Below are 22854 nucleotides of genomic sequence, written 5' to 3' on the forward strand. Positions count from 1 at the left end.
TTTTATATATTATCCTAGATAGCCAATTAGGATAATGTTATCTACAAATAAGGATTTATATCATCGCGATCTAATAATTCTTGCATTTGATAGTAAGATCGCTTAGTGAATGTAGTAGGCGGATTGCCACCTAGAAAAGCGAAGATGTTTTTCGCTGATCCACGTCTTACTTCATCCGGCGTTACTAAAGGCCGCTGATTGGCGTTCGCATCACTTAGTCCTCCAAACAACCCGTGTGTTGTAATGACATGGCTCGTTTGCCCTATGGCAGCGCTAACATAATTTGCCGTGAAATTATCATTGATCGTAAAGAACTGGCGGACAACTGTATTTGCCGTGAACGTTTCCCAGTTTTCCCCATATAGTCCTTGCAGTTGAATCAGCGATTGCAGGATCGGCCAAACGGTGACCTCAAACCCAGCATAGGTACTCAATGCGGTCTCAATTTCAGGAAGATATCCCAAAGCTGCAAATTCATCGAGCAAAAAAGTGACGCGTTTATTCGGGTTGCGCACTACGGCCCGTAGGGTAGTCGTGGCAATCAACCGTAACCACCGTGCATGGCTTTGCAATTTGTCGGCCGGAATGATGATATAGAGGGCTGTGTCGCCATCCGAAAGCGTCGTGGGGTCATAGCCGGAACGCAGCGATTGCTGCAACGCCGGGCTTTTCAGGAAGTCGGTGGCCTGTAAAACAGACGAGATGATGCTGCCAAACGTCTCTTCACCGGTCTCCATCAGCTTGACAATCTCGTTGCCCGCATTGCGGATGATCTCACCATTGACGGGATCACTGTTGAGCCGCATCCGGGCCACCAATTCATCCCAATCGTCCCCTGCCAACCTGGCCCATTTCCAGAGCGTCGTCAGCGTCCGGTCGTCGCCCTCCTGGGTGGTGACGATTTGCATGATTAGCCCCGTCACTATCGATCGGGCCGTATCCGTAAAGAACCGGTTCTTGTCGTTTTTCTCGATGGGCACCAGCATCTCGGCCACCATCTGCGCATCATCGACCAGATGAATGCTGGTGGTATCAGCCAGGATGTCCAACGGGTTGTAAGACGTTGCATCACCTATCTGGTCGGCCAGTAGGCCCCAGGGGTTAAGCACGACGACCTGACGGCCTGTCTCGCGTTGATACCGCGCCGTGATCGCGGCATTCTCGCCTTTAGGGTCGATCACGACCCATGACCCCTGGTAATCGCCCAGCCCCAGCAGATTGGGAATGATCAGGTTAGTGCCTTTGCCGCCCCGCGTCCCTGCCACCGTCAGAATATGACCCTTATCCTTGAAGACATACCCGCCCCCGATGTAGAGGCCGGGTCCCTGCCGGTAGGGGTCAAGCTCGTTGGGCCGGGCAAACCGGGCCGAGCCAAAGCGGTTACCCTCGATCAGCATATTATTGATGCCGATCTGCCAGCGTCGAAAGCTAAAAAAGACGATCAGGGAAAAAAACAGGTTGACGGTAAGATAAATCAGGAAAACGCGCCCCGTCATGCCAACCAAAACCGCCATTTGGCCAAGCGAGATAAAACCGATAAACAGGGCGACCCAGATCAGAAGGGCCCCAGCCAACATGGCAAAGCGCACAATGGGCCGGAGCGGGTAGAGTAGGGGAGCTTCGGCCAGCGGCTTGACGAAGCGTTTGTAAGCGCGGGTATAGCCCAGTAACGCCCCGGCCAGCGTGATGGGCGTCAGGACCAGCCCGACGACAAAGAGGAGGGCCTTATTGAAGGCCGCTGAATCCGGATTGAAGCGAAACAGATAGTCAACTTCGGCGGACGTGACACCGAACCAGTTGCGGAGCCAGCCGGATTGGGCAGGCGCATTGTCGGAGGCAGGATTCATAAACGAGAAGGGTCATGGTGCGTGGATGCCTGAAAAATAAAAAGCAGCGTCGAAAATTCCAAACAACCAACTCAGCGTCAGTACGGTAAAGGATAAAAAATAAGCCCCAAGGTTTACCAACAATTCCTCTACCTGCTTATCTTCGTGGGTAGGTGTTGCAAGACGTGGTTTGTAGCTACAAAAACTCCGTTATTGTAGCCGTCAAACCGTTCTTGTAAGGGTGGGGATGCTCCCTCCCTTAACCCGCCCTCTAAACGCTACCGCCTATGGCACGACCCCCAAAGGAGGATACGGACAAACGCGACTTCACCATTCGCGTTCGCGTAACGGCATCCGAGAAACTCCGTATCTGGCAGATGGCGGCTGACAGCGGCTATACGCCCAGCGACTTTATGCGGCTGCGCACGATGGCGGCTACACAGCCGTTGCGGCATAAGCCCACGCCTGATCGTGAATTGCTCCTCAATGTGATGGCCGAACTGGGTAAGATCGGCAGCAACGTCAACCAGATTGCCCGTGCCCTTAATAGCCGTGATGAAACAGGGCAGTTAGCCGGTATCGATACGGATGAGATCAATCAGGCCATGCAAGGCTTGGATGCGCTCACGGCCCAGGTTCTTAAACACCTCAGCTAATGGTCATCCGGGGAGCGATACGGGGCAATGGCAGGCAGTTAGCGCAGTATCTCCTTTCTGGAGAAGCCAACGAACGTGTCCAGGTTATGGACGTTGCCGGACGCTTAAACGCTACCGACGCTTATGTGCATCAGACCTTGCAAAGCATGTCGATGACCAGTGAGCTGACCAAAAGTCAGAAAGGACTGTACCACACCCAAATCAATCCAGCCTACAGCGAAGACCGGAAGATGAGCGAAAAGGACTGGCTGAAGGCGGCTGATATTTTAGGGAACGAGTTAGGGTTGCCCGAGCAACGGCGCGTGATTGTCCTGCACACCAAAAAGGGGCGGACACACGCGCATGTGGTCTGGGAACGCTACGACCATAAAACCGGCAAAGTGATTGACAACAAGTTTAGCCGACTAGCTCAAGATCGCGCCCGTAAAGAAATGGAGCGGGTGTTTGAACAGCAACCAACCCCGCATCGAAATCAGCACCGACCTGAACTCAAAGAAGCACTGACCAATCTATGGAACCAGACTGAAACGGGAAAAGAGTTTGTTAAGGCCGTTCATGAAAGCGGCTATCTGTTAGCCGAAGGGGTCCCGCGCCATCCGTTTATGGTGGTGGATGAGCATGGGCGGTCATTCGATCTGGTGCGCCAGCTAAAGGGGATACGCATCAAAGAGGTTCGCCAGCGTTTACGCAATGAGACGCTGATGCCGGAAAAAGAAGCGATCGAACTGATGCGGCAAAAGCAGGAGGGGGTCAGTGATGCGAATAAAGCTGAACCGCAGTTCGATCTGGACACTGCGAAACGAACGACTAACGCCTTCCGGGATAATAAGCAGGATGCGACGCAGGAAATAGAGACCGAGAGCCGCAAGCGAATGAATGGTTTGGCGGAAAGCTTTATCCAATCAGGTCAGGAATTGACGGAAGTCAACCACCAACCCGATAGCCTTGAAAAGAAAAAGAAACGGGTCAGGGACTATTTTTTGAATGCAGATGAATTGACGGGCCAAGCCGAGGAAAGCACCGCCGAAGAAAGTACAGCACCGCACGTAGAAGATCACCCGGTGACAAGAGAGGAGATTAGTGCGAAGCCGCAAAGCGACGAGAGCCAACAGAGCCAGCAAGGGATAGCGGAACAATGGGCGGTTAACAAAGAAGAGGCAAGTCAACCGCTTGTAGAACTGAATCGTAAACGATACCAGGATATCCTGAAAGGGTTTTTGCAGGCTGAAGACGACTTGGTTAATCAGGATGCCCCAATCTCAGATGAAACCGCGCTGCGACAGCAGACAACCGCCCGGCAATTTTTTGAGAATGAAGAACTGACGACAGCGGAGGTAGCTGATGACGAAGACGAGCTTGAACAACTGATGCAGGAGCAGAGGGCGATCCGCGAGCGCAATCGGCAAAAGGTGAAAAAGCGGGTGCGCTAAAAGTATTCGTGAAAAATTGGGGTACGCTGGTGTTGGTGAATCCCAATAGTGACTCTAGGATAGGCTGTCTGTTCTGAGCCGTCTCAAAAGCTTTGTGCAAATCTTGTGCAAACAAAAAAGCACCTACAAGTTTTATCTCGTAAGTGCTTGATTGTCAGGCTCCCGAAGCTGGGCTCGAACCAGCGACCCTCTGATTAACAGTCAGATGCTCTAACCGACTGAGCTATTCGGGAGTGTGTCGGTTATTGTGGGTGCAAAAGTAGTGCGTAACACAACACCGCGCAAGTATATTCTTAGAAAAAATATGCCGTCAGGACGTCAGCAGGCGGGATAGGCCAGCTACCCCGTTGATGATCAGCGCGCTGGATAGCCGCCCGTAGGGCCACCAAACATATCGGGGCGGTTGCTCGGCACGTTCTGCAGGATCAGCTCCTTGATGCGCCGGGCGTCGCCCTTGGTAAAGTTGCGGATCACGATCTCCGGCCGCGCCCGCGGAATAACCCGTACCGTCGAGAAAAAAACGCCGTTGTCGATCTCGACGCCCGAAATGTCGGAGTAGAACACGAAGTTGTCGGTGCCGCCGATGAGCTTGCGCACCCGAAACGTAACCCCTTTGTCGTTGAACTCAACCTCGTCGCGGTTGATGGGGTCTTTGAAACTGCTGGAATGGAATTTTTCGTTCATAGTTGATCAGGGTATGCCAATGTTGAAATCCGGTTGTCGGTATAGGGCCTCCAGGGTCGGTTGGTTTGTCCTCGTTCGTGCGGTCGGCGCTTCGATCCGCACCGGGACGCGTAGTTGGATCACTCTCGCGTCAGCGAAAACCATCCGGTCATGTGGTCCGTGGAGACACGGACCACGGTGACAACCGCACGGACTAAGGTAGCGGCCACTCGGCCACGCATGCGCTGACGTGGCTTTATCGCGTTACCGACGGTAGAAGGCTGTAGCTGGCGAACCGGTGTTTCTTCATCGTGGTACCTATTTCTTCGGGACGTAAATTACTTTTTTGGTTTCGAAAAACGGCTCTTTGAAGTAATCGGAGAGGTCGTAGACCCGGTACCGGTCAGGGACTTCGGCGAGTTCTTCAGTCAGGTCACCGCCTTTCAGGTACAAAACCCCGTTGGGGCGGTCGTTGTTGCCATTTTTGTGAATCTTGTAGCGAACCCAGCCCAGAAACGGCTTCAGCCGCGTTACGGCCCGACTAACCACAAAATCGTAGGTGGTGTTGAGCTGCTCCACGCGGGCCTGCTCGGCCCTGACATTGGTGAGGCCCAGCGCGTCGGCCACTTCCTGCACCACCTTGATCTTTTTGCCGATGCTGTCGACCAGATGAAAGTCGGCCATGGGAAACAGAATGGCCAGCGGAATGCCGGGAAAGCCGCCCCCCGTGCCTACGTCCAGGATTTCGGTGCCGGGTTTGAACGACACAATTTTGGCGATACCCAGCGAGTGAAGCACGTGCTTCTCGTACAGAGCGTCGATGTCTTGGCGCGAAATAACGTTGATTTTGGCGTTCCAGTCGCGGTAGAGTCCGTCCAGCGCGGCAAACTGCTCTCGCTGTTGCTCCGTCAGATTCGGGAAATAAGTAAGCAGAAGATCAATAGTCATCACAGTTCAATCAATTGGCCCGGTCAGATGCCGACCGTTCATCGGTGCTCTCTAGCCATCTACCGCCAGTAGTAGCGCTGCCGACGTCGGCGGAAGAGGGTTTTCAGACCCGCCAGACCGTAATAGATGCCGAGCATCAGGTCGGTCAACGGCACCAGCGCCCAGTGAACGGTATGCGCCAGCCGGTAGCTGATTCGACCCACAACGCCCCAGAACGCCAGCCACCGGAACGTAAACACGCCCGAGGCAACGAGCAAAAGTAGCCATTCGTCGGTCGTGAACGGCACCTGGCGCACTTCTTTTATCAGCAGCACACTACCAGCCGCCAGGGCCAGCAGCCAGCTGAGTACGTGCGAGCCGGTGAGCAGACCCAGCCGGAATTTATGACCTGGCTTGTAGTGCTTGCCTACGTTCAGGTGCCGCCGTTTCTGGATGCGCCAGTCGGCCCAGCTTTCCTTCGGTTTCGACCACACAAAGGTGTCTTCGTCGAGGCAGATGGCGGTGTTGCGGGCCGTAGCTACTTCGTTGATGAACAGATCGTCGTCGCCACCGAGCACGTTCTTGTGGGTATAAAAACCCCGGTTGGCGAAGAAGGTTTTGGTCCGGTAGGCCAGGTTGCGCCCCACGCCCATATACGGCCGACCCACCAGCGCGAGCGAAAAGTACTGTACGGCCGTAAACAGCGTTTCGGCGCGGATGAGCAGGTTCAGCAGACCCGGCCGGGCTTCGTAGGGTGAAAAACCAAGGACGATGTCGCGGCTGGGGTCGGAGAGGGGAGTAACCATACCGGCCAGCCAGTCGGCCGAAGCGGGGCGGCAGTCGGCGTCGGTGAGCAGGACGGTGGGGTAGGTGGCTTTTTTGAGGGCTATGGTCAGGGCGTACTTCTTCGGGGTAATGTGCTCGTGTTCGTTGGCGATGCGGATGAACCGAACCCGGTCGAGGCTGGTGATGTCGTTTTCGAGGTACGCTACGGTGCCGTCGGTCGAGCGGTCGTCCATGACGAGGACTTCGAAGGTGGGGTAGTGCTGCTCGTTGAGCAGGGGCAGTAGCTCGGTCAGGTTGTGCAGCTCATTATGGGCACAAACCACGACCGTCACGCCCGCGGCTTCGTCGTCGGTCAGTGTCTCACCAGCGGCCTGTCGCGATCGGACTGGCGCCGAAACCGCTTCGGCCACCGCTACCGCCATCCGCTGGGGTTGCCGGTAAAAGGCCGTTCGGGTGTAGATAAACAGGATATAAACGAGCTGAATGCCGACCACAAGCAGCCAGGCGATCAGGAGGGCAGTGATCACGGAAAAAGTAAACGGTTGTTCAGTAGTGAATTGATTATCTGAATGAAGCGGCAAAGGTAAAGAAGAGTGATGAGTTATGAGTGATTAGCGATGAGCGGGACTGAATGATGAATGATGAGTGATGAGTGATGAGTGATGAGTGATGAGCGGGACTGAATGATGAGTTCTGAATGATAAATGATTAACGATAAATGATGAACAATAAATGATAAACGATGAATGAAGAGCCACCCGTGGCCGTGTCCCCACGGGTACCTGTCCGGATGGTGTTGCTGTCGCGTAATCAAGTAACAGGACCGGCGAGTATGTTCCCACGACTATGCGTCCGGATGGCTTTGCTGACGCGAAGGTGGCCGTGAGGACACGGCCACAGGTGGCTCATAGCTGTCATTGCTCATCGCCAATCACTCATAACTCATCATTCATCACTCATAACTCATCGCTCATCGTTCATCATTCATAACTCATCACTCCTTCCCTATCTTTGTGGATGAATTTTTCGATTACGGCGCATGATCCACAGTCGAAGGCCCGGACGGGGCTGCTTACGACGGATCATGGGCCTATACAGACACCAATATTTATGCCAGTCGGCACGGCCGGGACCGTGAAGGCCGTTCACCAGCGTGAACTCGAAACCGACATCAACGCCGAAATTATTCTGGGCAATACCTACCACCTGTACCTGCGTCCGGGCCTCGATGTGCTGGGGCAGGCGGGTGGACTGCATGCGTTCAACGGCTGGCGACGCCCTATCCTGACCGATTCGGGTGGGTACCAGGTCTATTCGCTGTCGGGAACGCGCAAGATCAAGGAAGAAGGGGTCACGTTTATGTCACATATCGACGGGTCGAAGCACCACTTCTCGCCCGAAGGCGTCATGGACATTCAGCGGACCATCGGCGCCGATATCATCATGGCGTTCGACGAGTGTACGCCCTACCCCTGCGAGTACGGCTATGCCCGCGCATCGATGGAGATGACCCACCGATGGCTCGACCGCTGCATCGACCGGTTCGACAGCACCGAGGGACACTACGGCTATAAACAAACCCTGTTCCCTATCGTACAGGGCAGCACCTATCCCGACCTGCGGAAACAGTCGGCAACGTTCATTGCCAGCAAGGAGCGCGAAGGCAACGCCATTGGTGGTCTGGCCGTGGGCGAACCCGCCGAAGCCATGTACGAAACCATTGAGCTGGTCAACGAAATCCTGCCTGCCGACAAACCCCGCTACCTCATGGGCGTAGGTACACCCGCCAACATCCTCGAAGCCATTGCCAGGGGCGTCGATATGTTCGACTGTGTGATGCCAACCCGCAATGCCCGCCATGGCCTGCTGTTCACCACGGAAGGCATCATGAATATCAAGAACGAAAAATGGAGCCGCGACTTCAGTCCGATCGATGCGGGGCTGGGCGGCTACGCCAGTACGTTCTACTCCAAAGCGTACCTCCGGCATCTGTTCAAGGCCGACGAGCTGCTGAGCGGGCAGATTGCCAGCCTGCATAACCTGACGTTCTACCTCTGGCTGGTGCGGCAGGCGCGGGCCCATATCGAAGCGGGCGACTTCCTGTCCTGGAAAAACGAGATGGTCGTTCGGCTGATGCAGCGGATGTAACGCCCGCCCGGCCGCTAACTTTACCGGTCAGCAGAGACATTGGGCGTGTCTGTACGTCGGAGAGGGCAGAACCACCCCGATCTGGACACCGTGACTATCCATCCAAAGCGCCTGGCCTGGGCCGAGCTGTCGCCCGAAACCAGCGGGCGCGTGCTTTGGGCCAACCGGCGGCTGGTCTGGCTGACCGGGCTGGCGGGCGCGCTGCTGGGCGTGGCGGTGGCGCTGCTGCTCCGGCCCGAGTACGCGGCCGGGGCGCGGGTGATGCCCGAACTGACCGATGGGTCGGGCGACCGAATCCGGCAGCTGGCGTCGGTGGCGGGGTTTTCGGGCTTCGATCTCTCCGACGGCACCGATACCGAAACCATTCGGCCCGATCTGTACCCCAATATTCTGCAGAGCACCCCTTTTCTGCTGGCGCTGATCGATCAGCGCGTGCGGCTGACCCAGGGCGATACGACCACCGTTGGCCAGTTGATTCGCCCGGAGCGTAGCCTGGTCGCGCAGATCGGGCGGTGGTTCGGAGCGGGTAGCCGCGAGCTGGCACCGCCCGCGCGGGTCAGGCCCGGGCAGCCCATTCGGCTGTCGATGCGGCAGAATGCTCTCGTTGAGGCCATCGGCGAGCGGGTGAGTGCGCGGTTCGACACACGCTCCGGCATTATTACGATAACGGCCCGGATGCCCGATGCCAGCGCGTCGGCAACGGTGGCGCAGCTGGCCGTGGATTACCTGCAGCAGTACGTAGTGGGCTACCGCACCGAAAAGGCCCGGCAGGATCTGTTGTTCTATCGCCGGCAGCTTGCCGACGCCCGCCAGCGCTACCAGACGGCGCAGCTCCGGCTGTTTCGGCATAACGACCAGCACCAGCGCCTGTTTCTGCAAACGGCCACGCTGGAGCGGCAGCGCCTGACCGACGAGCTGACGCTGGCGCAGGGGCTCTATACCGAGCTGGCCCGGCGCTACGAACAGGCCCGGCTGAAGGTGCAGGAGCGGACGCCGGTCTTTAAAGTCCTTGAACCCCCAACGGTACCGCTCGAACGGGTTTCGCCCAAACGGACCCTGCTGGTGCTGCTGTTTGGGCTGGGGGGCTTAGCTTTGGGCGCTGGCTACGTGCTGATACGGGCTATGGACTGGCGCAGCTGGCTGGACAGACCGGTACACAAAAGCGATACCGATACACCTGAACGAACCGCGCGGACTAGCGCTGCAACGAATGATCGATGAACTGGTAATAAAACAGAAACGGATAGCGGTGGTGGGGCTGGGGTACGTGGGGCTACCCCTGGCGCTGGCACTGGCGCGGCAGTTCCGGGTGATCGGCTTCGACATCGATGCCGACCGCGTGGCGCAGATGCAGCAGGGGCTGGACCCTTCGCAGCAGATGACGACCGCCGATTTTGCCGGTACCGACATTCACTTTACGGCTGATCCGGCCGGGTTGCGGCAGGCTCATTTTTTCATCGTAACGGTACCTACCCCCGTCGACGCCAACAATCAGCCCGATCTGGAGCCGCTGCGCCGGGCATCCGAAACCGTTGGCCAGGCGCTGAAACCGGGCGATTATGTGGTCTACGAATCGACGGTTTACCCGGGCTGTACGGAAGAGGACTGCCTGCCGGTACTCGAACAAAGGTCGGGGCTGCGGCTCGGCACTGATTTCAGGCTGGGCTACTCGCCCGAGCGCATCAACCCCGGCGATCGGGTTCGTACGCTGACTACCATCGTTAAGGTCGTGTCGGGCAGCGACGACGAAGCCGTTCAGACCATCGCCGGGGTCTACGGCCGGATTATCGAAGCCGGTATTCATGTGGCGCCCAGCATCCGCGTGGCCGAAGCGGCCAAGGTGATCGAGAACGTACAGCGTGACCTGAATATCTCGCTCATGAACGAGCTGGCTATCATCTTCGACCGCATGCAGATCGACACCCAGGACGTGCTGAAAGCGGCTGCCACGAAATGGAATTTTCTGCCGTTCACGCCGGGGCTGGTGGGTGGTCACTGCATCGGCATCGACCCGCACTACCTGCTTTATAAAGCCCGTCAGCTCGGCTACGACCCCGAGGTGATCAACTCCGGCCGACGTATCAATGAAGCCATGCCAGCCTTTATTGCGGCTAAGCTGAACCAGATGCTGGTACGCAATGGCAAGGTGCCTGCGCAATCGCGGGTGCTGGTGATGGGGCTGAGTTTTAAGGAAAACGTGGCGGATATCCGCAACTCGAAAGTGGTCGATCTGGTTCGGGAGCTGATGGGACTGGCTATCAGCGTACACGTAGTTGACCCCTACGCATCGCCCCGGGAGGTGGCCCAGGCCTACGGGCTGGCCCTGTTCGATCAGCCCGCGGGGCCCTACGATGCCGTTATCGTGGCGGTAGGGCATGACCCCTTCCGGCAGTATGAGGTGGCGTATCTGCGGGGGCTGATGAACGGCACGCCCATTCTGCTCGACGTAAAAGGATTGTATGCCATTAGCCCTGACGATGGGTTCGATTACTGGCGATTATAGGCATTTGCGCAGCTAGACCGATGAAGGTTGTCTTGGTGGGACGTCGGGCGTTCGATTCGCTGGAGTATCACCTCGGAGATTCGTTCCGGGCGCTGGGCCACCATCCCCAACTGGTCGACATAACCGACGGACTGCCTGTTCCGATGCGGCTCAGCTACTGGATAGCTCGTTTTGCGGAGCCTTATGACCGGCAGCTGGCCCGGCAGCTGGCCCGTCGGGTTCGGCAATGTCGGCCCGATCTGGTGCTGGTCGTATACCGCCACCTGCACCCCCTGCTGGTCGACCTGCTGAAACGCGATCTGCCGGGAGTGCCCGTTGCCCAGATCAATCCCGACGCGCTCACCAACCTGGAGCAGCAGCAGATCATCGGAGCCGACTACGATTGTTATTTCTCGAAAGAGCCGTATCTGGTGGCGTTCCTGCGCGATAAAGCCGGGCTGAACGCCCACTACCTGCCCGAAGCATTCAACCCCCGCGTACACCGCCGACCCAGCCTCCCCAAAGCCGATGCCGAACGCAGGCAGCAGGTCGATGTGCTGGTCTACGGAAGTCTGTACGCCTACCGGGCCCGGCTGATCGGGCAGCTGGCGCGGGCGGGGCTGCGCCTGGTCGTTTACGGACAGCCCGGTCGGTACCGGCACCTGGAGGGCCCGGTCCAATGGCGAACGCGCTACCTGACAGGCGAGGAGAAAAATAGGCTCGTCTACGGCGCTAAAGTGGTATTCAACGGCTTTCACTACGCCGAGGTGTCGTCGGCCAATCAGAAATATTTTGAAATCAACGGCATCGGCGGGTTTCAGCTGTGCGACAACAAACCCATGGTTGCCGCCTGTACGGGGGTGCCGTCTGACAAGGTGACGTTCGATACCCTCGACGAAGCCATCGCCAGCATCAGGCAGTACCTGACCCGCCCCGACGAGCGCCACGAGCTGGCCGACCGGCAGTACCGACATTTTCAGGAGCATCATACGTTTGACCGGCGGGTAGCGCAGCTGCTCGCCATACTGGACCTCTGACCGATGGAACACGACGCTGATCGACGGGTGGTGCGGTACCTGCTGCTGGCGATGGCCGTGGCGGGGCTGGGGCTGGTCTGGCCGACCGATGCGGTCTTTGTCAGTACGGCCCTGCTTTCGCTGGCGGGTAGCGGGCTGGGTGGGGTTGGGCTGCTGCGCCAGCCGGCGAGTCGGCTCAACTTCTTCCGGGTAGCCGCCGTTACGATCGGGCTGGCCAGTTCGCTGGGCGGTTTGTTCAGCCTGCTGGCGCTATCGGTTCAGCAGGCCGGTTTGTGGACCGATGTCATTGAGCAGGCGCATACGACCAGTACCGATCTGGCCCTGGCGCAGGCGTATGCCGACGTTTTTGCGCTGACGTTATGGCTGGTGGGCAACCGGGTTCAGCAGGCCGGCCACATAACCCGGCTGCACCGGGCCGCGCTGGCGGCTTTGACCGACCACCGGCGTCGTTTGCAGGGGCTGGTCGGGCTGCTGTTGCTGACGCAGGGGTATCTGCTGGCGGTAGGGGCGGTGGTCTACGGCGGTCGTGATCTGGCGCAGGACGGAGCGCCTACGCATCCGCTGCTGGCCTTGGTCGGGCCGCTGGCTCCGGTGGTGCCGGTGGTGCTGGGGTATTACGCCCGGTGTCAGTACACCCAGGGTCGCTACCGACACGTTTGGCTCTACGGCCTGCTGCTGACGGTCGAGCTGGGCTGGTTTTTTCTGTTTGGTCGGCGCAGTGTCTTTTTCTTTTTCGGGCTGGCCGGGCTAGGGATTCTGTTCGACCGGCCACTGCATCGGCCATTCCGGTTAAAAACTAGTCTGGCGTTGCTGCTGACGGCGATGATGGCCTTTGCGCTGGCCGATGCCTACCACCGCCTGCGGGTCGTTTACCGGTTCGAAGCGGCCCAGCGTATGAGCGGCTGGGAGATGCTGACGGGGCTTTGGCAGGCCGATACGGATGAATACAGCGCGCTCCGAAACCGAAACCTGGCGCTGCGGGCGGGCTATGGTTCGCTGGCGCTGGGCCAGTTTGTGAACCTGTTCCGAACCAGTTCGCAGTCGCCCCTGCTGGGACAGCAACTGGCGGGGAGTCTGCTCGTGGCGACACCCAGCGATTTTCTGGTCGACAAGCAAACGATCGAGGTAAAAGAAAAACTCTATGAGCATGCCTTCGGAATCGGCCTGACCGACATCAGCGAAACGCTGTATCTGGAGTCGTTTGTCGATTTTGGCGGGTTTGGGTTTGTAGTATATGCCGGCTTCCTGACGGTGCTGGTCGGGCTGGTGTATCGGCTGGCGTCGTCGGACCGGAGGCCGGTCTTTGCGCTGCTGACGGCCTGCGTGCTGGTATCGCTGGCGCTGTCGATGCTTGAAACCGACATGATCACCTTCCTAATCGGGCTGCGGTCGGTACTGGTCTGCTACGGACTGGCCTGGCTACTGAGCCCGAAACGAGCCTCCGCCCCGCCGTCGATTACCAACGGCCAAAACGCATCAGGAGAGACGCCGTCATGAACATAACCCTGCTACTACGAAGCCCCGGTACGGGCTACAGCATCGAGTCGCTGGTAGCCGGTATCGGGCAGGAACTGGCCCGTGAGCCGGATTGTACGGTCCGCGTGGTACCGATGCCGTACGTGAGCCGGGGTATCCGGAGCGTCTGGCAGAACCTCCGGTTTGTGGCTCGCCTGACCCGCACTTCACCCGCCGACGTGTACCACATCACAGGCGACGTGCATTACCTGGCGCTGGTGCTGCCGCCGTCGCGAACGGTGCTGACCATTCACGATGCCATTACCCTGCATCAGAATCGGCATCGGCCGGTTCGGTGGCTGATTTTCTGGCTGTTGTGGTTCTACTGGCCCATACGTCGGGCGGCTGTCGTAACGGCCGTCTCGGACAAAACCCGGCAGGAACTCCGTCGGTATGTAGGGCGTCGGGCCGATGCGGTGGTGGTCGTGCCGAACGCGCCCGACCCGATTTTCCAGTACAGCCCGCGCCCCTTTCGGTCCAAGTACCCGGTCCTGCTCCAGCTGGGAACAGCCCCGCATAAGAACCTGCCCCGGCTGATCGATGCGCTGACCGGGCTGCGGTGTCGGCTGGTGCTGGTAGGGCCTTTATCGCCCGGGCTCAGGGAGCAGCTCAACCGCTGTCAGATCGATTATGTATCGTACACCGACCTGAGCCAGCAGGCTGTTTTTCAGCTATACACGAGCTGCGACATCGTCACGTTCGTGTCTGTGTACGAAGGATTTGGTATGCCCATTCTGGAAGCCAATGCGGTAGGGCGGGTGGTCATCACCGCTGATTGGCAGCCCATGCGGTCGGTGGCGGCCGACGCGGCCCTGGTAGTAGACCCGGTCGATGTGGCTGCTATTCGGGCCGGTATTGTCCGGCTCATGACGGATGAAGCCTATCGAAACGAGCGAATCGAAGCTGGTTTGCAGAATGCCAACCGGTACTCTGCCGCACAGATGGCTCGTGACTACCGGACTGTATATACGTCTATCGGTTCTGGCAACTGCCGGTAAACGCCTTTTCCTTGACACCCTCGCTGCTTATATTCATCGACCATTTTCGGCCTGGCTATCGGTTTGGCGGCCCTATTCCCGCTATCGAAAACCTGATTGGTCTGTTGCGGGATCAGTACGATCTGTTCATCGTAACGCGCGACCGCGACGCAGGCGATACCGCACCGTATCCTGACCTGACCGCCGGAGAATGGCTCAACAGAGACGGCTATCATGTGCTGTATCTGCCACCCGATCAGATTACTTTCTGTCGGGTGGGGCAGCTTTTGAGTGAGCGGCCTGAGGCTATGGTTTATACCAATAGTTTGTTCTCGGTATTTACGCGGCTGCTGTTGCTGAACAGTTTCCTGATGAAACGGCTCCTTACCGTAGCTCCGCGGGGCGAGCTGTTGCCGGGTGCTATCCGGTTAAAGGCCTGGAAAAAAGAGCCTTATGTGCAGCTGCTGCGCTGGCTAATGACCGACCTGCTGCGCTGGCATGCCACATCGATTCATGAAAAACAGGAAATCCAGTACTGGTTGGGTATAGGTGGTAAACAGATTGTGGTGGCACCTGATCTGCCCATCCGGCTCAGCCCGCGCCCCCCGCACTATAAACAGGCTAAGCAACTTCGGCTGATCTGGCTGGCCCGTATCGCCAGAAACAAAGGACTGCTTTTCCTGCTCGACTGTCTGGAGCAGGTACCAGAGGGGGTGACTCTGACCATCTACGGCCCCGTGGTCGACGAGCGTTACTGGCAGGCGTGCCTGCAGCGTATCTGCGCCAGCCGGCACCGGATCGTATACCGGGGGGATGTGATGCCGACGGCTGTGCGGGATACGCTCGTGCCGTACGACTTTCTGGTGATGCCCACGTCCGGCGAAAATTTCGGTCATGGTATTGCCGAGGCTTTATCGGTTGGATTACCGGTGCTTATCAGCGATCAGACCCCCTGGCAGCATTTGTACGAGCAGCGGGCCGGGTGGAACCTGCCGCTGCACACCGATCGCTGGGTGGATGTCCTGACCAATTGTCTGGATATGGGGCCCATAGCCTACATTGAGCGGGCCATTGGCGCCCGGACTGTCCTGGATCGCATCTTCGACCGATCCGCAGCCCTGGCTCAGTACCAGCAGCTGTTCAGCCCGGTTTCAGCCCCGCTATGACGACCCAGCAGCTAACCCGACTGGTTCGGTTTGCCGGTATCTACGGCTGGCGTCGGGCGTTAACCAAAGCCGCCGGCCGACTGCGCACCCGATGCCCGGTATGGCTGATGCTGGGGCGGGGGTGGCCCGGCCGGGCCGATACGTCGGTTATTGGCTGCGGGCAGTTTGCGTTCAGCACCCTTTGTTTTTTTCTGCGTAAACACCGCGGAAACCGCTTCCTCGATGCCTATGACACCGACGCCGAACAGGCCCGGTCGCTGGCCTGGATGTACGGTTTTCGGCGGTATGTCGACACGCCCGGCGAACTGCTCGCCAACCCGGCCCTGCGAGTGCTGTACATAGCCTCCCCGCACGCGTCACATACGCCCTACGCCCTGGCGGGGTTGCAGCGGGGGCTTGATGTGTACGTAGAAAAACCGGTAGCGGTTACCCGGCAGCAGCTGGTGACGCTGTCGTCGGCGCAGCGGGCGGTAGCGGGTCGGCTGCTGGCTGGCTACAACCGGCCTTTTGCCGCGGCTACGACCGAGCTGACGAGCTGGCTACGTACCCTGCCGGGAGCGGCTCCCCTCAGCCTCAGCTGTCACATCAATGGCCACCGCATTCCGCCCGACCACTGGTACCGTCACCCGCCCGAAGGTACCCGCATCCTGGGGAATCTGAGCCACTGGATCGACCTGGCTATTCACCTGATGACCCAACGTGGCTTACCCGACTGGTTTGCCATCCAGCTGGCCTGGGCCGATCCGGCCGAATCCGATGATAACCTGTCGGTGACGCTCACCACCGATCGGCATGATCTGGTTAGCTTGTTGCTGACCGCCCGATCGGAGCCCTATGAAGGCATCAACGAACGAATAGACCTGCAATGTGGCGATCTCATGGTCCATATCGATGATTTTCGGTCGATGACTATCTGGCAGGGGGCCGCCAAACAAACCTGGCGCTTCTCACCCAAAGACGTGGGCCACGAACGGGCCGTGCTGCAACCCTTCCATGCCGACGTTCGGCCCTGGCGCGAGATCGAACTGACAACCCTCCTGAGCCTCCATATCCGCGACTGTGTGCTGACCCGCACCCGGCAGTCGCGCTTTGTGCTGGCCGATGAACTGGCCTGCTTTGACGATGCTGTACAGACGACTTGTCTGGCCGTAGTGTGAACCCCTAATCGACCCCGCAGACCCCGTGAAACTCATTACCGTTGTCGGCACCCGCCCGAATATTGTGAAAGTGGCTCCGCTGCACCGGGCGTTTAACGCGCATCCGGCCCTGACGAACCTGATTGTGCATACGGGGCAGCACTATGATGCCCGGCTGAGCGATCTTTTCTTCCAGCAACTGAACCTGCCCGCACCGGACTATGTGCTGGGAATAGCGCCGGGGTCTATTCCGCAGCAGACGGCCGACATCATGGCCCGGTTTGAAGCCGTACTGCTCACCGAACGTCCCGACTGGGTGGTGGTCGTAGGGGATGTGACCAGTACGCTGGCCTGTGCGCTGGTGGCCGTACAACTCGGCATCCGGGTAGCCCATGTCGAAGCCGGTCTGCGGTCCGGTGATCGGCGCATGCCCGAAGAAACCAACCGGCTGCTGACCGACCAGCTGGCTGACCTGCTGTTCGTTACGGAAGCGGCCGGGCTGGAAAACCTCCGGCATGAGGGCGTACGACCGCATACGATTCATTTTGTGGGTAATGTGCTGATCGATGCGCTGCAGCAATGCCTGCCCCGGGCCAGAGCCCTGGATACGGTGCGCTCGCTGGGCCTCGAGCGCCACCAATATATCCTGATGACCATGCATCGGCCCGCCAATGTCGATTCGGCCGACGGGCTCAGGACTCTGCTGCAGCTGATCAGCGATACGGCGCAGCAGCGTACGGTCCTGTTCCCGATGCACCCGCGTACGCGGGCCAGCCTGACCCGGTTTGGATTGCTGAATGAACTGGAGCAGCTCCCGAATGTCCGGCTGCTGGAGCCGCAGGGCTACCTCGAGTTTCTGAACCTGCTCGACCAGGCGGCCCTGGTCATTACCGATTCGGGCGGTGTTCAGGAAGAGACCACCTACCTCGGCGTGCCCTGCCTGACGTTCCGTGACTCCACCGAGCGGCCCGTTACCACCACCCTGGGCACCAACCAGCTCCTGAGTGACCTCAACCCGAATACGGTACGGATGCGCGTAACCGACCTGCTGGCCGGAACCCGTCGACCCGCGGCCGTGCCCCCGCTCTGGGATGGCCAGACGGCCCGTCGCATTGCTGACAGTATAGCGGCTACCCTGTCATGAAACAGCTGATTCTGGAGTTGAAAACCGGGCAGATACGCCTTGATGACGTACCCGCGCCACGGGTCAGGCCCGGGCAGGTGCTGATCAGAACGCGCCGGTCGCTGGTGTCGGCGGGAACGGAGCGGATGCTGGTTGCGTTCGGACGGGCCAGTCTGCTCGCCAAAGCCCGCCAGCAGCCCGAACGGGTCAGGCAGATGCTGGACAAGCTGAAAACCGACGGCCTCTGGCCAACCATAGCCGCGGTGCGCCGGCGGCTCGACCAGCCGGTGCCGCTGGGGTACTGCAACGTTGGCGAGGTGATGGCCCTGGGCGAGGGGGTAACCGATCTGCACCTGGGGCAGCGCGTTGTCAGCAACGGACCGCATGCAGAGGTGGTCTGCGTACCCCGTAAGCTGGTAGCCCCCGTTTCCGATGATGTCAGCGACGACGATGCCGCCTTTACCGTTGTGGGAGCCATTGCGCTGCAGAGTATCCGCCTGCTCAACCCGACCCTGGGCGAAACGGTCGTGGTTATCGGGTTGGGGCTCATCGGGCAGCTGACCGCCGATCTGCTTCGGATCAACGGTTGTCGGGTGGTGGCTACGGACCCCGACGAGTCGCGCTGCGACCTGGCCCGGCGCCGGGGCCTGCTGGCGCTGAATCCGGACCAGACCGACGTACTACGGGCCGTGGCATCGCTAACGAGTCAGGCCGGGGCCGATGGGGTGATCATCGCAGCTACCGCATCGGGTGATACGCTCCTGACCCAGGCCGCCCGAATGAGTCGGGTTCGGGGGCGTATCGTGCTGGTAGGGCAGGTAGGGCTGCACCTGAACCGGGCCGACTTCTACGCCAAAGAGCTGACGTTTCAGGTGTCGTGTTCATACGGGCCCGGTCGCTACGACGATACCTACGAGCAGCAGGGACACGATTACCCGCTGCCGTTTGTTCGCTGGACCGAGAATCGAAATTTTCAGACTATTCTGCAGCTGCTGGCCAGCGGTCAGCTGGCGGTGTCGGCCCTGCGGACGGAGCCCGTGCCGCTGACCAACTTCCGCTCAGTATATACATCGACGGGGCCGGTGGCTGCCCTCTTTTCCTATCCTGACCCGGTATCGCTCAGTCCGGTCGTTTGTATAAGTCCCGGCCGGTTTTCGGATTCGGCTGGTGGGGTAGGCCTGATCGGCGCGGGTAACTACGCCAAAACAACCCTGCTGCCCGCGCTGAAGCAGGTCGGCCTGATTCCCGCCATTATTGCCAGCGAACGTGGACTAAGCGCGGCCCGGCTGGCAACTGTCTACGGGATTGGAAAGGCTACCTCCAGCTACCGCCACCTGCTCGACGACCCGACAATCGACCTATGCCTGATCGCTACCCGTCACGACAGCCACGCCCGGCTCACCGTCGACGCACTGCGGGCGGGTAAGCATGTCTTTGTCGAGAAACCGCTGGCGCTGTCGGAGGCAGAGCTGGCCGATGTCGTGGAGGCACAGCGGCAGTCGGGTCGGACCGTAACGGTGGGGTTTAACCGACGTTACTCGACCTATGTGCAGAGGATGAAGACGCTGCTGGGCGGAGCCGTATCCAATGCGGTGCCGATGCATGTGGCCATGACTATGAATGTGGGTGAGGTGCCAGTCCAGTCGTGGCTACATGACCGGGCTGCTGGGGGAGGGCGGCTGCTGGGCGAAGGCTGCCATGGCGTCGATCTGATTACCTTTCTAACCGGTAGCCGGGTGGTGCGGGTATGTCTGCTGGCGATGGGAACCCAACCCAGCGAGACAACCGATTCGGCCTCGCTGCTCATCCAGTACGCCAACGGCGCTACGGGGGTGCTGAACTTCCTCGCTGTTGGCAGCCGTGCTTACGCCAAGGAGCGGGTTGAGGTGCATAGCCAGGGCCGGACGCTGGTGCTCGACAACTACCGGAGCCTGACGGGCTACGGCTTTCGCCACTTCTCGCGGCTGGCGGGGCGGCAGGATAAGGGCCATCGGGCGCTGATGATGGCGCTGGCGCAGCACCGGCGTCAGGGCAGCGAACCGCCCATTCCGTTCGCGGAGAGCGTAAACACGACCCAGGCTATGCTGGCCGCCCTGGAGAGCCTGCGCCAGACCGGCTGGGTAACCCTCCGGCCAGCTATTGATCCGCCACCAGCCTCTTCAGCATGGTAACTCCCGGCCTGTACTGGCGTACGCTGCGGCACCTGACGCCCCGCCAGCTCGTTTACCAGGTCTGGAACCGGCTGCGTTTCGCCCCGCGCCTGCGGGGGTTCGATGGCTGGTCTACGGCCGGGGTGATACGGTTGGGTGTGCCGGACATAGCGCCGGTTGCGTTCACGTTCCTGAATCGAACCGCTACGTTCCACGAAACCGTCGACTGGAATTACGCCATATACGGCAAACTCTGGACCTATCACCTGAACGGGTTCAGCTACCTGAACGAGCCGAAACCCATGCCGGCTGATCGGGGGCTGGCGCTGTTATACGACTTCGTGCGGCAGACCTCTTCGTTGCGCGATGGGCTGGAGCCGTACCCGACCTCCCTGCGGCTGGTCAACTGGATTCAGTTTCTGCGGTGGCACCAGATTCAGGATGTCGTGCTGGACCGGCACCTGAAGGCGCAGGCCCGGCTGGTATGGCAACGTCTCGAATATCACCTGAGCGGCAACCATTTACTAGAAAATGGCATCGCGCTGCTGATGGCTTCAGTACATTGGCGTGATGAGCGTTGGTTACGAAAAGCAACTCGGCTCGTCTGTACGGAGCTGAACCGTCAGATCGGGCCGGATGGAGGGCATTACGAACAAAGTCCAACCTACCACCGGCTGCTGCTGAACCGGCTCATTACCTTGCTGACCATGCTGCTGGCGGACCGCTGGCCCAACGACCCGGAGTTGATAACTGTCGTATCCCGGAAGGTGAGCCAGATGCAGGGCTGGCTGGCGGCCATTACGTTTCGGAACGGTGATTTACCAATGATGAACGATAGTATCTCTGTGACATCGACAGCTGGTTTGGCCGTGGCTGACACCCGGTTCGGGCAGCCCGGCTATCGTATGTTCCGTCGGCCCAGGTATGAGCTGCTGGCCGACGTGGGGCCGGTGGGGCCGGATCATCAGCCCGGTCACGCCCATGCCGACACCCTCGGGTTTGTGCTGTACGTCGATAATCGTCCGGTACTGGTCGATGTAGGTACGTCGACTTATGAACGAAACGAACGCCGTCGGTGGGAACGCAGTACCGCAGCCCACAATACCGTAGAGATAGCCGGTCAGAACTCATCGGAGGTCTGGGCCGCTTTTCGGGTGGGGCGCCGGGCACGGGTTACGATACTGACCGATACGGAAACAACCCTGCTGGCCCGGCATACGGGCTACCGGCATCTGGGCCTGACCCACTGGCGACGCTGGACCCTGGCCCCGGACCGTATCTGGATTGCCGACCGGATTACGGGGCGGCATACCACCGGCAATCGCCAGAGAACAGCCCGGTTTTATGCCCATCCAGATGTGCCGGTTAGCCTGACTGACAACGGGGCCATGATTGGTCCGCTGCGGCTGATGCTACGGTCAGATGGGCCAGTAGCGTGGCGGCTGACTCCGTACGAGATGGCTGTGGATTTTAACCGGTTGCGGCCCAGTATCTGCCTGACGGTTGACTTTGCTACCACCCTGAACACCATAATCCAGCTAGCTGAATGACTATTTTGTTTTTAACCTATTATTTCGAGCCGGACTTGTGTGCAGGGTCGTTCCGCAACTCGGCGCTGGTGGCCGAATTGTCGCGGCAGCTGACAGCCGATGACCGGCTGCACGTGGTCACCACGCAGCCCAACCGATACCAGTCGTTCTACCGGCTGGCTCCGGCTCACGAAGAACGGGGAAATCTGGTAATCGACCGGATTAGTGTACCGGCCCACGCGAACGGGTTCCGGGATCAGATTCGGTCGTTCGGGGCGTATTACCGGGCTGCTCGTCAGCTAACTAAAGTACACGACTATGATGTAGTCATTGCATCGTCGTCGCGTTTGTTCACGGCCTTTCTGGGCGCCCGGCTGGCGCGAAGCCGCCGGATTCCGTTGCTGCTCGACATCCGCGATCTGTTTCGGGAAACCATAGTGGAACTGCTGGGTCATCCGCTCAGCTGGCCACTCAACCCCGTACTCTGGGCGGTGGAGCGGTACACGTTCGGCTACGCCCGGCATATCAACCTGGTATCCGAAGGTTTTACCAGCTATTTCGGCCGGTACCGGCAGGCGTCGTACAGCTTTTACACCAACGGCATCGATAGAGAGTTTATGCCTACTAACAATCCGGTTACCCCTGCGCCTGACGCTACCCGACCCGTAACTATTCTATATGCGGGGAATATCGGGGCCGGGCAGCGGCTGGAGATCATCGTTCCGCAGGCAGCCTGGCTGCTGGGCAACCGGTTTCATTTCGTTGTCATCGGCGATGGCAGCCAGCTGTCGGCTCTCGAAGCGGCCGTTCGTGACTGGGGGTTGAAAAACGTGGAGCTGCGCCCGCCCGTAGACCGAAAAACGCTGCTGGCCGAGTACCAGCGGGCCGATTATCTGTTTGTTCACTTAAGTAATCTGCGGGCTCTGAAACGAGTGCTGCCCTCCAAGCTGTTCGAGTACGGAGCGACTGACAAACCGATTCTGGCGGGGGTGGGGGGCTACGCAGCCCGATTTGTTCGACTACACCTCAGTAACTACCGGCTGTTTTCGCCCGGCAACGTGGCCGAGCTGGTAACCCAGCTGCAGCAGACGCCCTACCAGACACAGTACCGGCCTGACTTCATTCGGCAATTCAGCCGGCAGCAGATTATGGTCGAGCTGGCCCGCTGTCTGCTGGAGGCAGCCACAGACCGTAAACCCGTCAGCCGCGCTGCCTCGACCACAACGGTATAATCCGGGTCGGATCTGGCCAAAAAAAAGCCTGCGGTCGTATGACTGCAGGCTTTTTTTGTACTGAATGTCGG

Annotated in this window: 18 protein-coding genes and 1 tRNA gene; 14 read left to right on the forward strand and 5 right to left on the reverse strand. The window is 59.3% G+C overall.

What is annotated here, in order from left to right; all coding sequences use genetic code 11:
• Positions 1 to 41 precede the first annotated feature (41 nt).
• The gene (locus B1C80_RS08085; protein WP_077920580.1) at positions 42 to 1847 is read right to left on the reverse strand and encodes a type IV secretory system conjugative DNA transfer family protein; all 1806 of its coding nucleotides are present in this window, start codon (positions 1845 to 1847) and stop codon (positions 42 to 44) included.
• A 266-nt stretch (positions 1848 to 2113) separates the two neighbouring features.
• Between B1C80_RS08085 and mobC the strand changes: the two genes are divergently transcribed.
• Together mobC and B1C80_RS28080 are read left to right on the forward strand one after the other, a co-directional pair.
• A complete protein-coding gene (gene mobC / locus B1C80_RS08090) occupies positions 2114 to 2482 on the forward strand; it encodes a plasmid mobilization relaxosome protein MobC (RefSeq protein ID WP_077920581.1) in 369 nt (122 codons plus the stop codon).
• A complete protein-coding gene (locus B1C80_RS28080; RefSeq protein ID WP_139361616.1) occupies positions 2482 to 3912 on the forward strand; it encodes a relaxase/mobilization nuclease domain-containing protein in 1431 nt (476 codons plus the stop codon). The genes mobC and B1C80_RS28080 overlap by 1 nt, the downstream gene beginning before the upstream one ends.
• A gap of 159 nt (positions 3913 to 4071) precedes the next feature.
• Here the strand turns inward: B1C80_RS28080 and B1C80_RS08100 are convergent.
• The 4 genes from B1C80_RS08100 to B1C80_RS08115 form a co-directional block, all read right to left on the reverse strand.
• Positions 4072 to 4145 (reverse strand) — tRNA-Asn (locus B1C80_RS08100).
• Between the two features lie 121 nt (positions 4146 to 4266).
• Positions 4267 to 4596, reverse strand: a complete 330-nt coding sequence (locus tag B1C80_RS08105; protein ID WP_077920582.1) for a hypothetical protein — start codon at positions 4594 to 4596, stop codon at positions 4267 to 4269.
• Between the two features lie 297 nt (positions 4597 to 4893).
• Positions 4894 to 5523, reverse strand: coding sequence for a 16S rRNA (guanine(527)-N(7))-methyltransferase RsmG (gene rsmG, locus B1C80_RS08110; protein ID WP_170315646.1), 630 nt, complete (start codon positions 5521 to 5523; stop codon positions 4894 to 4896).
• Between the two features lie 59 nt (positions 5524 to 5582).
• Positions 5583 to 6815: a glycosyltransferase gene (locus B1C80_RS08115; protein ID WP_077920583.1), complete on the reverse strand. Its 1233-nt coding sequence runs from the start codon at positions 6813 to 6815 to the stop codon at positions 5583 to 5585.
• 490 nt (positions 6816 to 7305) lie between these two features.
• Between B1C80_RS08115 and tgt the strand changes: the two genes are divergently transcribed.
• From tgt to B1C80_RS08175, 12 genes are all read left to right on the forward strand, one after another.
• On the forward strand, positions 7306 to 8436 hold the full coding sequence (gene tgt, locus B1C80_RS08120; protein ID WP_077920584.1) for a tRNA guanosine(34) transglycosylase Tgt: 1131 nt from the start codon (positions 7306 to 7308) through the stop codon (positions 8434 to 8436).
• A gap of 90 nt (positions 8437 to 8526) precedes the next feature.
• A complete protein-coding gene (locus B1C80_RS08125; RefSeq protein ID WP_077920585.1) occupies positions 8527 to 9657 on the forward strand; it encodes a GNVR domain-containing protein in 1131 nt (376 codons plus the stop codon).
• Positions 9647 to 10939, forward strand: a complete 1293-nt coding sequence (locus B1C80_RS08130; RefSeq protein ID WP_077920586.1) for a nucleotide sugar dehydrogenase — start codon at positions 9647 to 9649, stop codon at positions 10937 to 10939. The genes B1C80_RS08125 and B1C80_RS08130 overlap by 11 nt, the downstream gene beginning before the upstream one ends.
• A 20-nt stretch (positions 10940 to 10959) precedes the next feature.
• A complete protein-coding gene (locus B1C80_RS08135; protein WP_077920587.1) occupies positions 10960 to 11955 on the forward strand; it encodes a glycosyltransferase in 996 nt (331 codons plus the stop codon).
• 3 nt (positions 11956 to 11958) lie between these two features.
• The gene (locus B1C80_RS08140) at positions 11959 to 13452 is read left to right on the forward strand and encodes an O-antigen polymerase (RefSeq protein WP_077920588.1); all 1494 of its coding nucleotides are present in this window, start codon (positions 11959 to 11961) and stop codon (positions 13450 to 13452) included.
• Complete coding sequence (locus B1C80_RS08145) at positions 13449 to 14468, forward strand: glycosyltransferase family 1 protein (protein WP_077920589.1); 1020 nt, start codon at positions 13449 to 13451, stop codon at positions 14466 to 14468. The genes B1C80_RS08140 and B1C80_RS08145 overlap by 4 nt, the downstream gene beginning before the upstream one ends.
• Before the next feature lie 11 nt (positions 14469 to 14479).
• Positions 14480 to 15613: a glycosyltransferase gene (locus B1C80_RS08150; RefSeq protein ID WP_077920590.1), complete on the forward strand. Its 1134-nt coding sequence runs from the start codon at positions 14480 to 14482 to the stop codon at positions 15611 to 15613.
• Positions 15610 to 16770, forward strand: coding sequence for a Gfo/Idh/MocA family protein (locus tag B1C80_RS08155; protein ID WP_077920591.1), 1161 nt, complete (start codon positions 15610 to 15612; stop codon positions 16768 to 16770). Before B1C80_RS08150 ends, B1C80_RS08155 begins: the two co-directional genes overlap by 4 nt.
• A 25-nt stretch (positions 16771 to 16795) precedes the next feature.
• Positions 16796 to 17893, forward strand: a complete 1098-nt coding sequence (gene wecB / locus B1C80_RS08160) for a non-hydrolyzing UDP-N-acetylglucosamine 2-epimerase (RefSeq protein WP_077920592.1) — start codon at positions 16796 to 16798, stop codon at positions 17891 to 17893.
• Positions 17890 to 20043, forward strand: a complete 2154-nt coding sequence (locus B1C80_RS08165; protein WP_077920593.1) for a Gfo/Idh/MocA family oxidoreductase — start codon at positions 17890 to 17892, stop codon at positions 20041 to 20043. The genes wecB and B1C80_RS08165 overlap by 4 nt, the downstream gene beginning before the upstream one ends.
• On the forward strand, positions 20037 to 21572 hold the full coding sequence (locus B1C80_RS08170) for an alginate lyase family protein (protein WP_077920594.1): 1536 nt from the start codon (positions 20037 to 20039) through the stop codon (positions 21570 to 21572). The genes B1C80_RS08165 and B1C80_RS08170 overlap by 7 nt, the downstream gene beginning before the upstream one ends.
• Positions 21569 to 22783, forward strand: coding sequence for a glycosyltransferase family 4 protein (locus B1C80_RS08175; protein WP_077920595.1), 1215 nt, complete (start codon positions 21569 to 21571; stop codon positions 22781 to 22783). Before B1C80_RS08170 ends, B1C80_RS08175 begins: the two co-directional genes overlap by 4 nt.
• Positions 22784 to 22854: the final 71 nt, after the last annotated feature.

Origin of the sequence: Spirosoma sp. 209, from assembly GCF_002006735.1 — a bacterium.
Lineage (GTDB): Bacteria > Bacteroidota > Bacteroidia > Cytophagales > Spirosomataceae > Spirosoma > Spirosoma sordidisoli.

Coding starts and splice junctions, on each gene's coding strand:
- B1C80_RS08085 (WP_077920580.1), bottom strand. CDS start 1,847: ATGAATCCTGCCTCCGACAATGCGCCTGCCCAATCCGGCTGGCTCCGC.
- mobC (WP_077920581.1), top strand. CDS start 2,114: ATGGCACGACCCCCAAAGGAGGATACGGACAAACGCGACTTCACCATT.
- B1C80_RS28080 (WP_139361616.1), top strand. CDS start 2,482: ATGGTCATCCGGGGAGCGATACGGGGCAATGGCAGGCAGTTAGCGCAG.
- B1C80_RS08105 (WP_077920582.1), bottom strand. CDS start 4,596: ATGAACGAAAAATTCCATTCCAGCAGTTTCAAAGACCCCATCAACCGC.
- rsmG (WP_170315646.1), bottom strand. CDS start 5,523: ATGACTATTGATCTTCTGCTTACTTATTTCCCGAATCTGACGGAGCAA.
- tgt (WP_077920584.1), top strand. CDS start 7,306: ATGAATTTTTCGATTACGGCGCATGATCCACAGTCGAAGGCCCGGACG.
- B1C80_RS08130 (WP_077920586.1), top strand. CDS start 9,647: ATGATCGATGAACTGGTAATAAAACAGAAACGGATAGCGGTGGTGGGG.
- B1C80_RS08135 (WP_077920587.1), top strand. CDS start 10,960: ATGAAGGTTGTCTTGGTGGGACGTCGGGCGTTCGATTCGCTGGAGTAT.
- B1C80_RS08140 (WP_077920588.1), top strand. CDS start 11,959: ATGGAACACGACGCTGATCGACGGGTGGTGCGGTACCTGCTGCTGGCG.
- B1C80_RS08145 (WP_077920589.1), top strand. CDS start 13,449: ATGAACATAACCCTGCTACTACGAAGCCCCGGTACGGGCTACAGCATC.
- B1C80_RS08155 (WP_077920591.1), top strand. CDS start 15,610: ATGACGACCCAGCAGCTAACCCGACTGGTTCGGTTTGCCGGTATCTAC.
- B1C80_RS08165 (WP_077920593.1), top strand. CDS start 17,890: ATGAAACAGCTGATTCTGGAGTTGAAAACCGGGCAGATACGCCTTGAT.
- B1C80_RS08170 (WP_077920594.1), top strand. CDS start 20,037: ATGGTAACTCCCGGCCTGTACTGGCGTACGCTGCGGCACCTGACGCCC.
- B1C80_RS08175 (WP_077920595.1), top strand. CDS start 21,569: ATGACTATTTTGTTTTTAACCTATTATTTCGAGCCGGACTTGTGTGCA.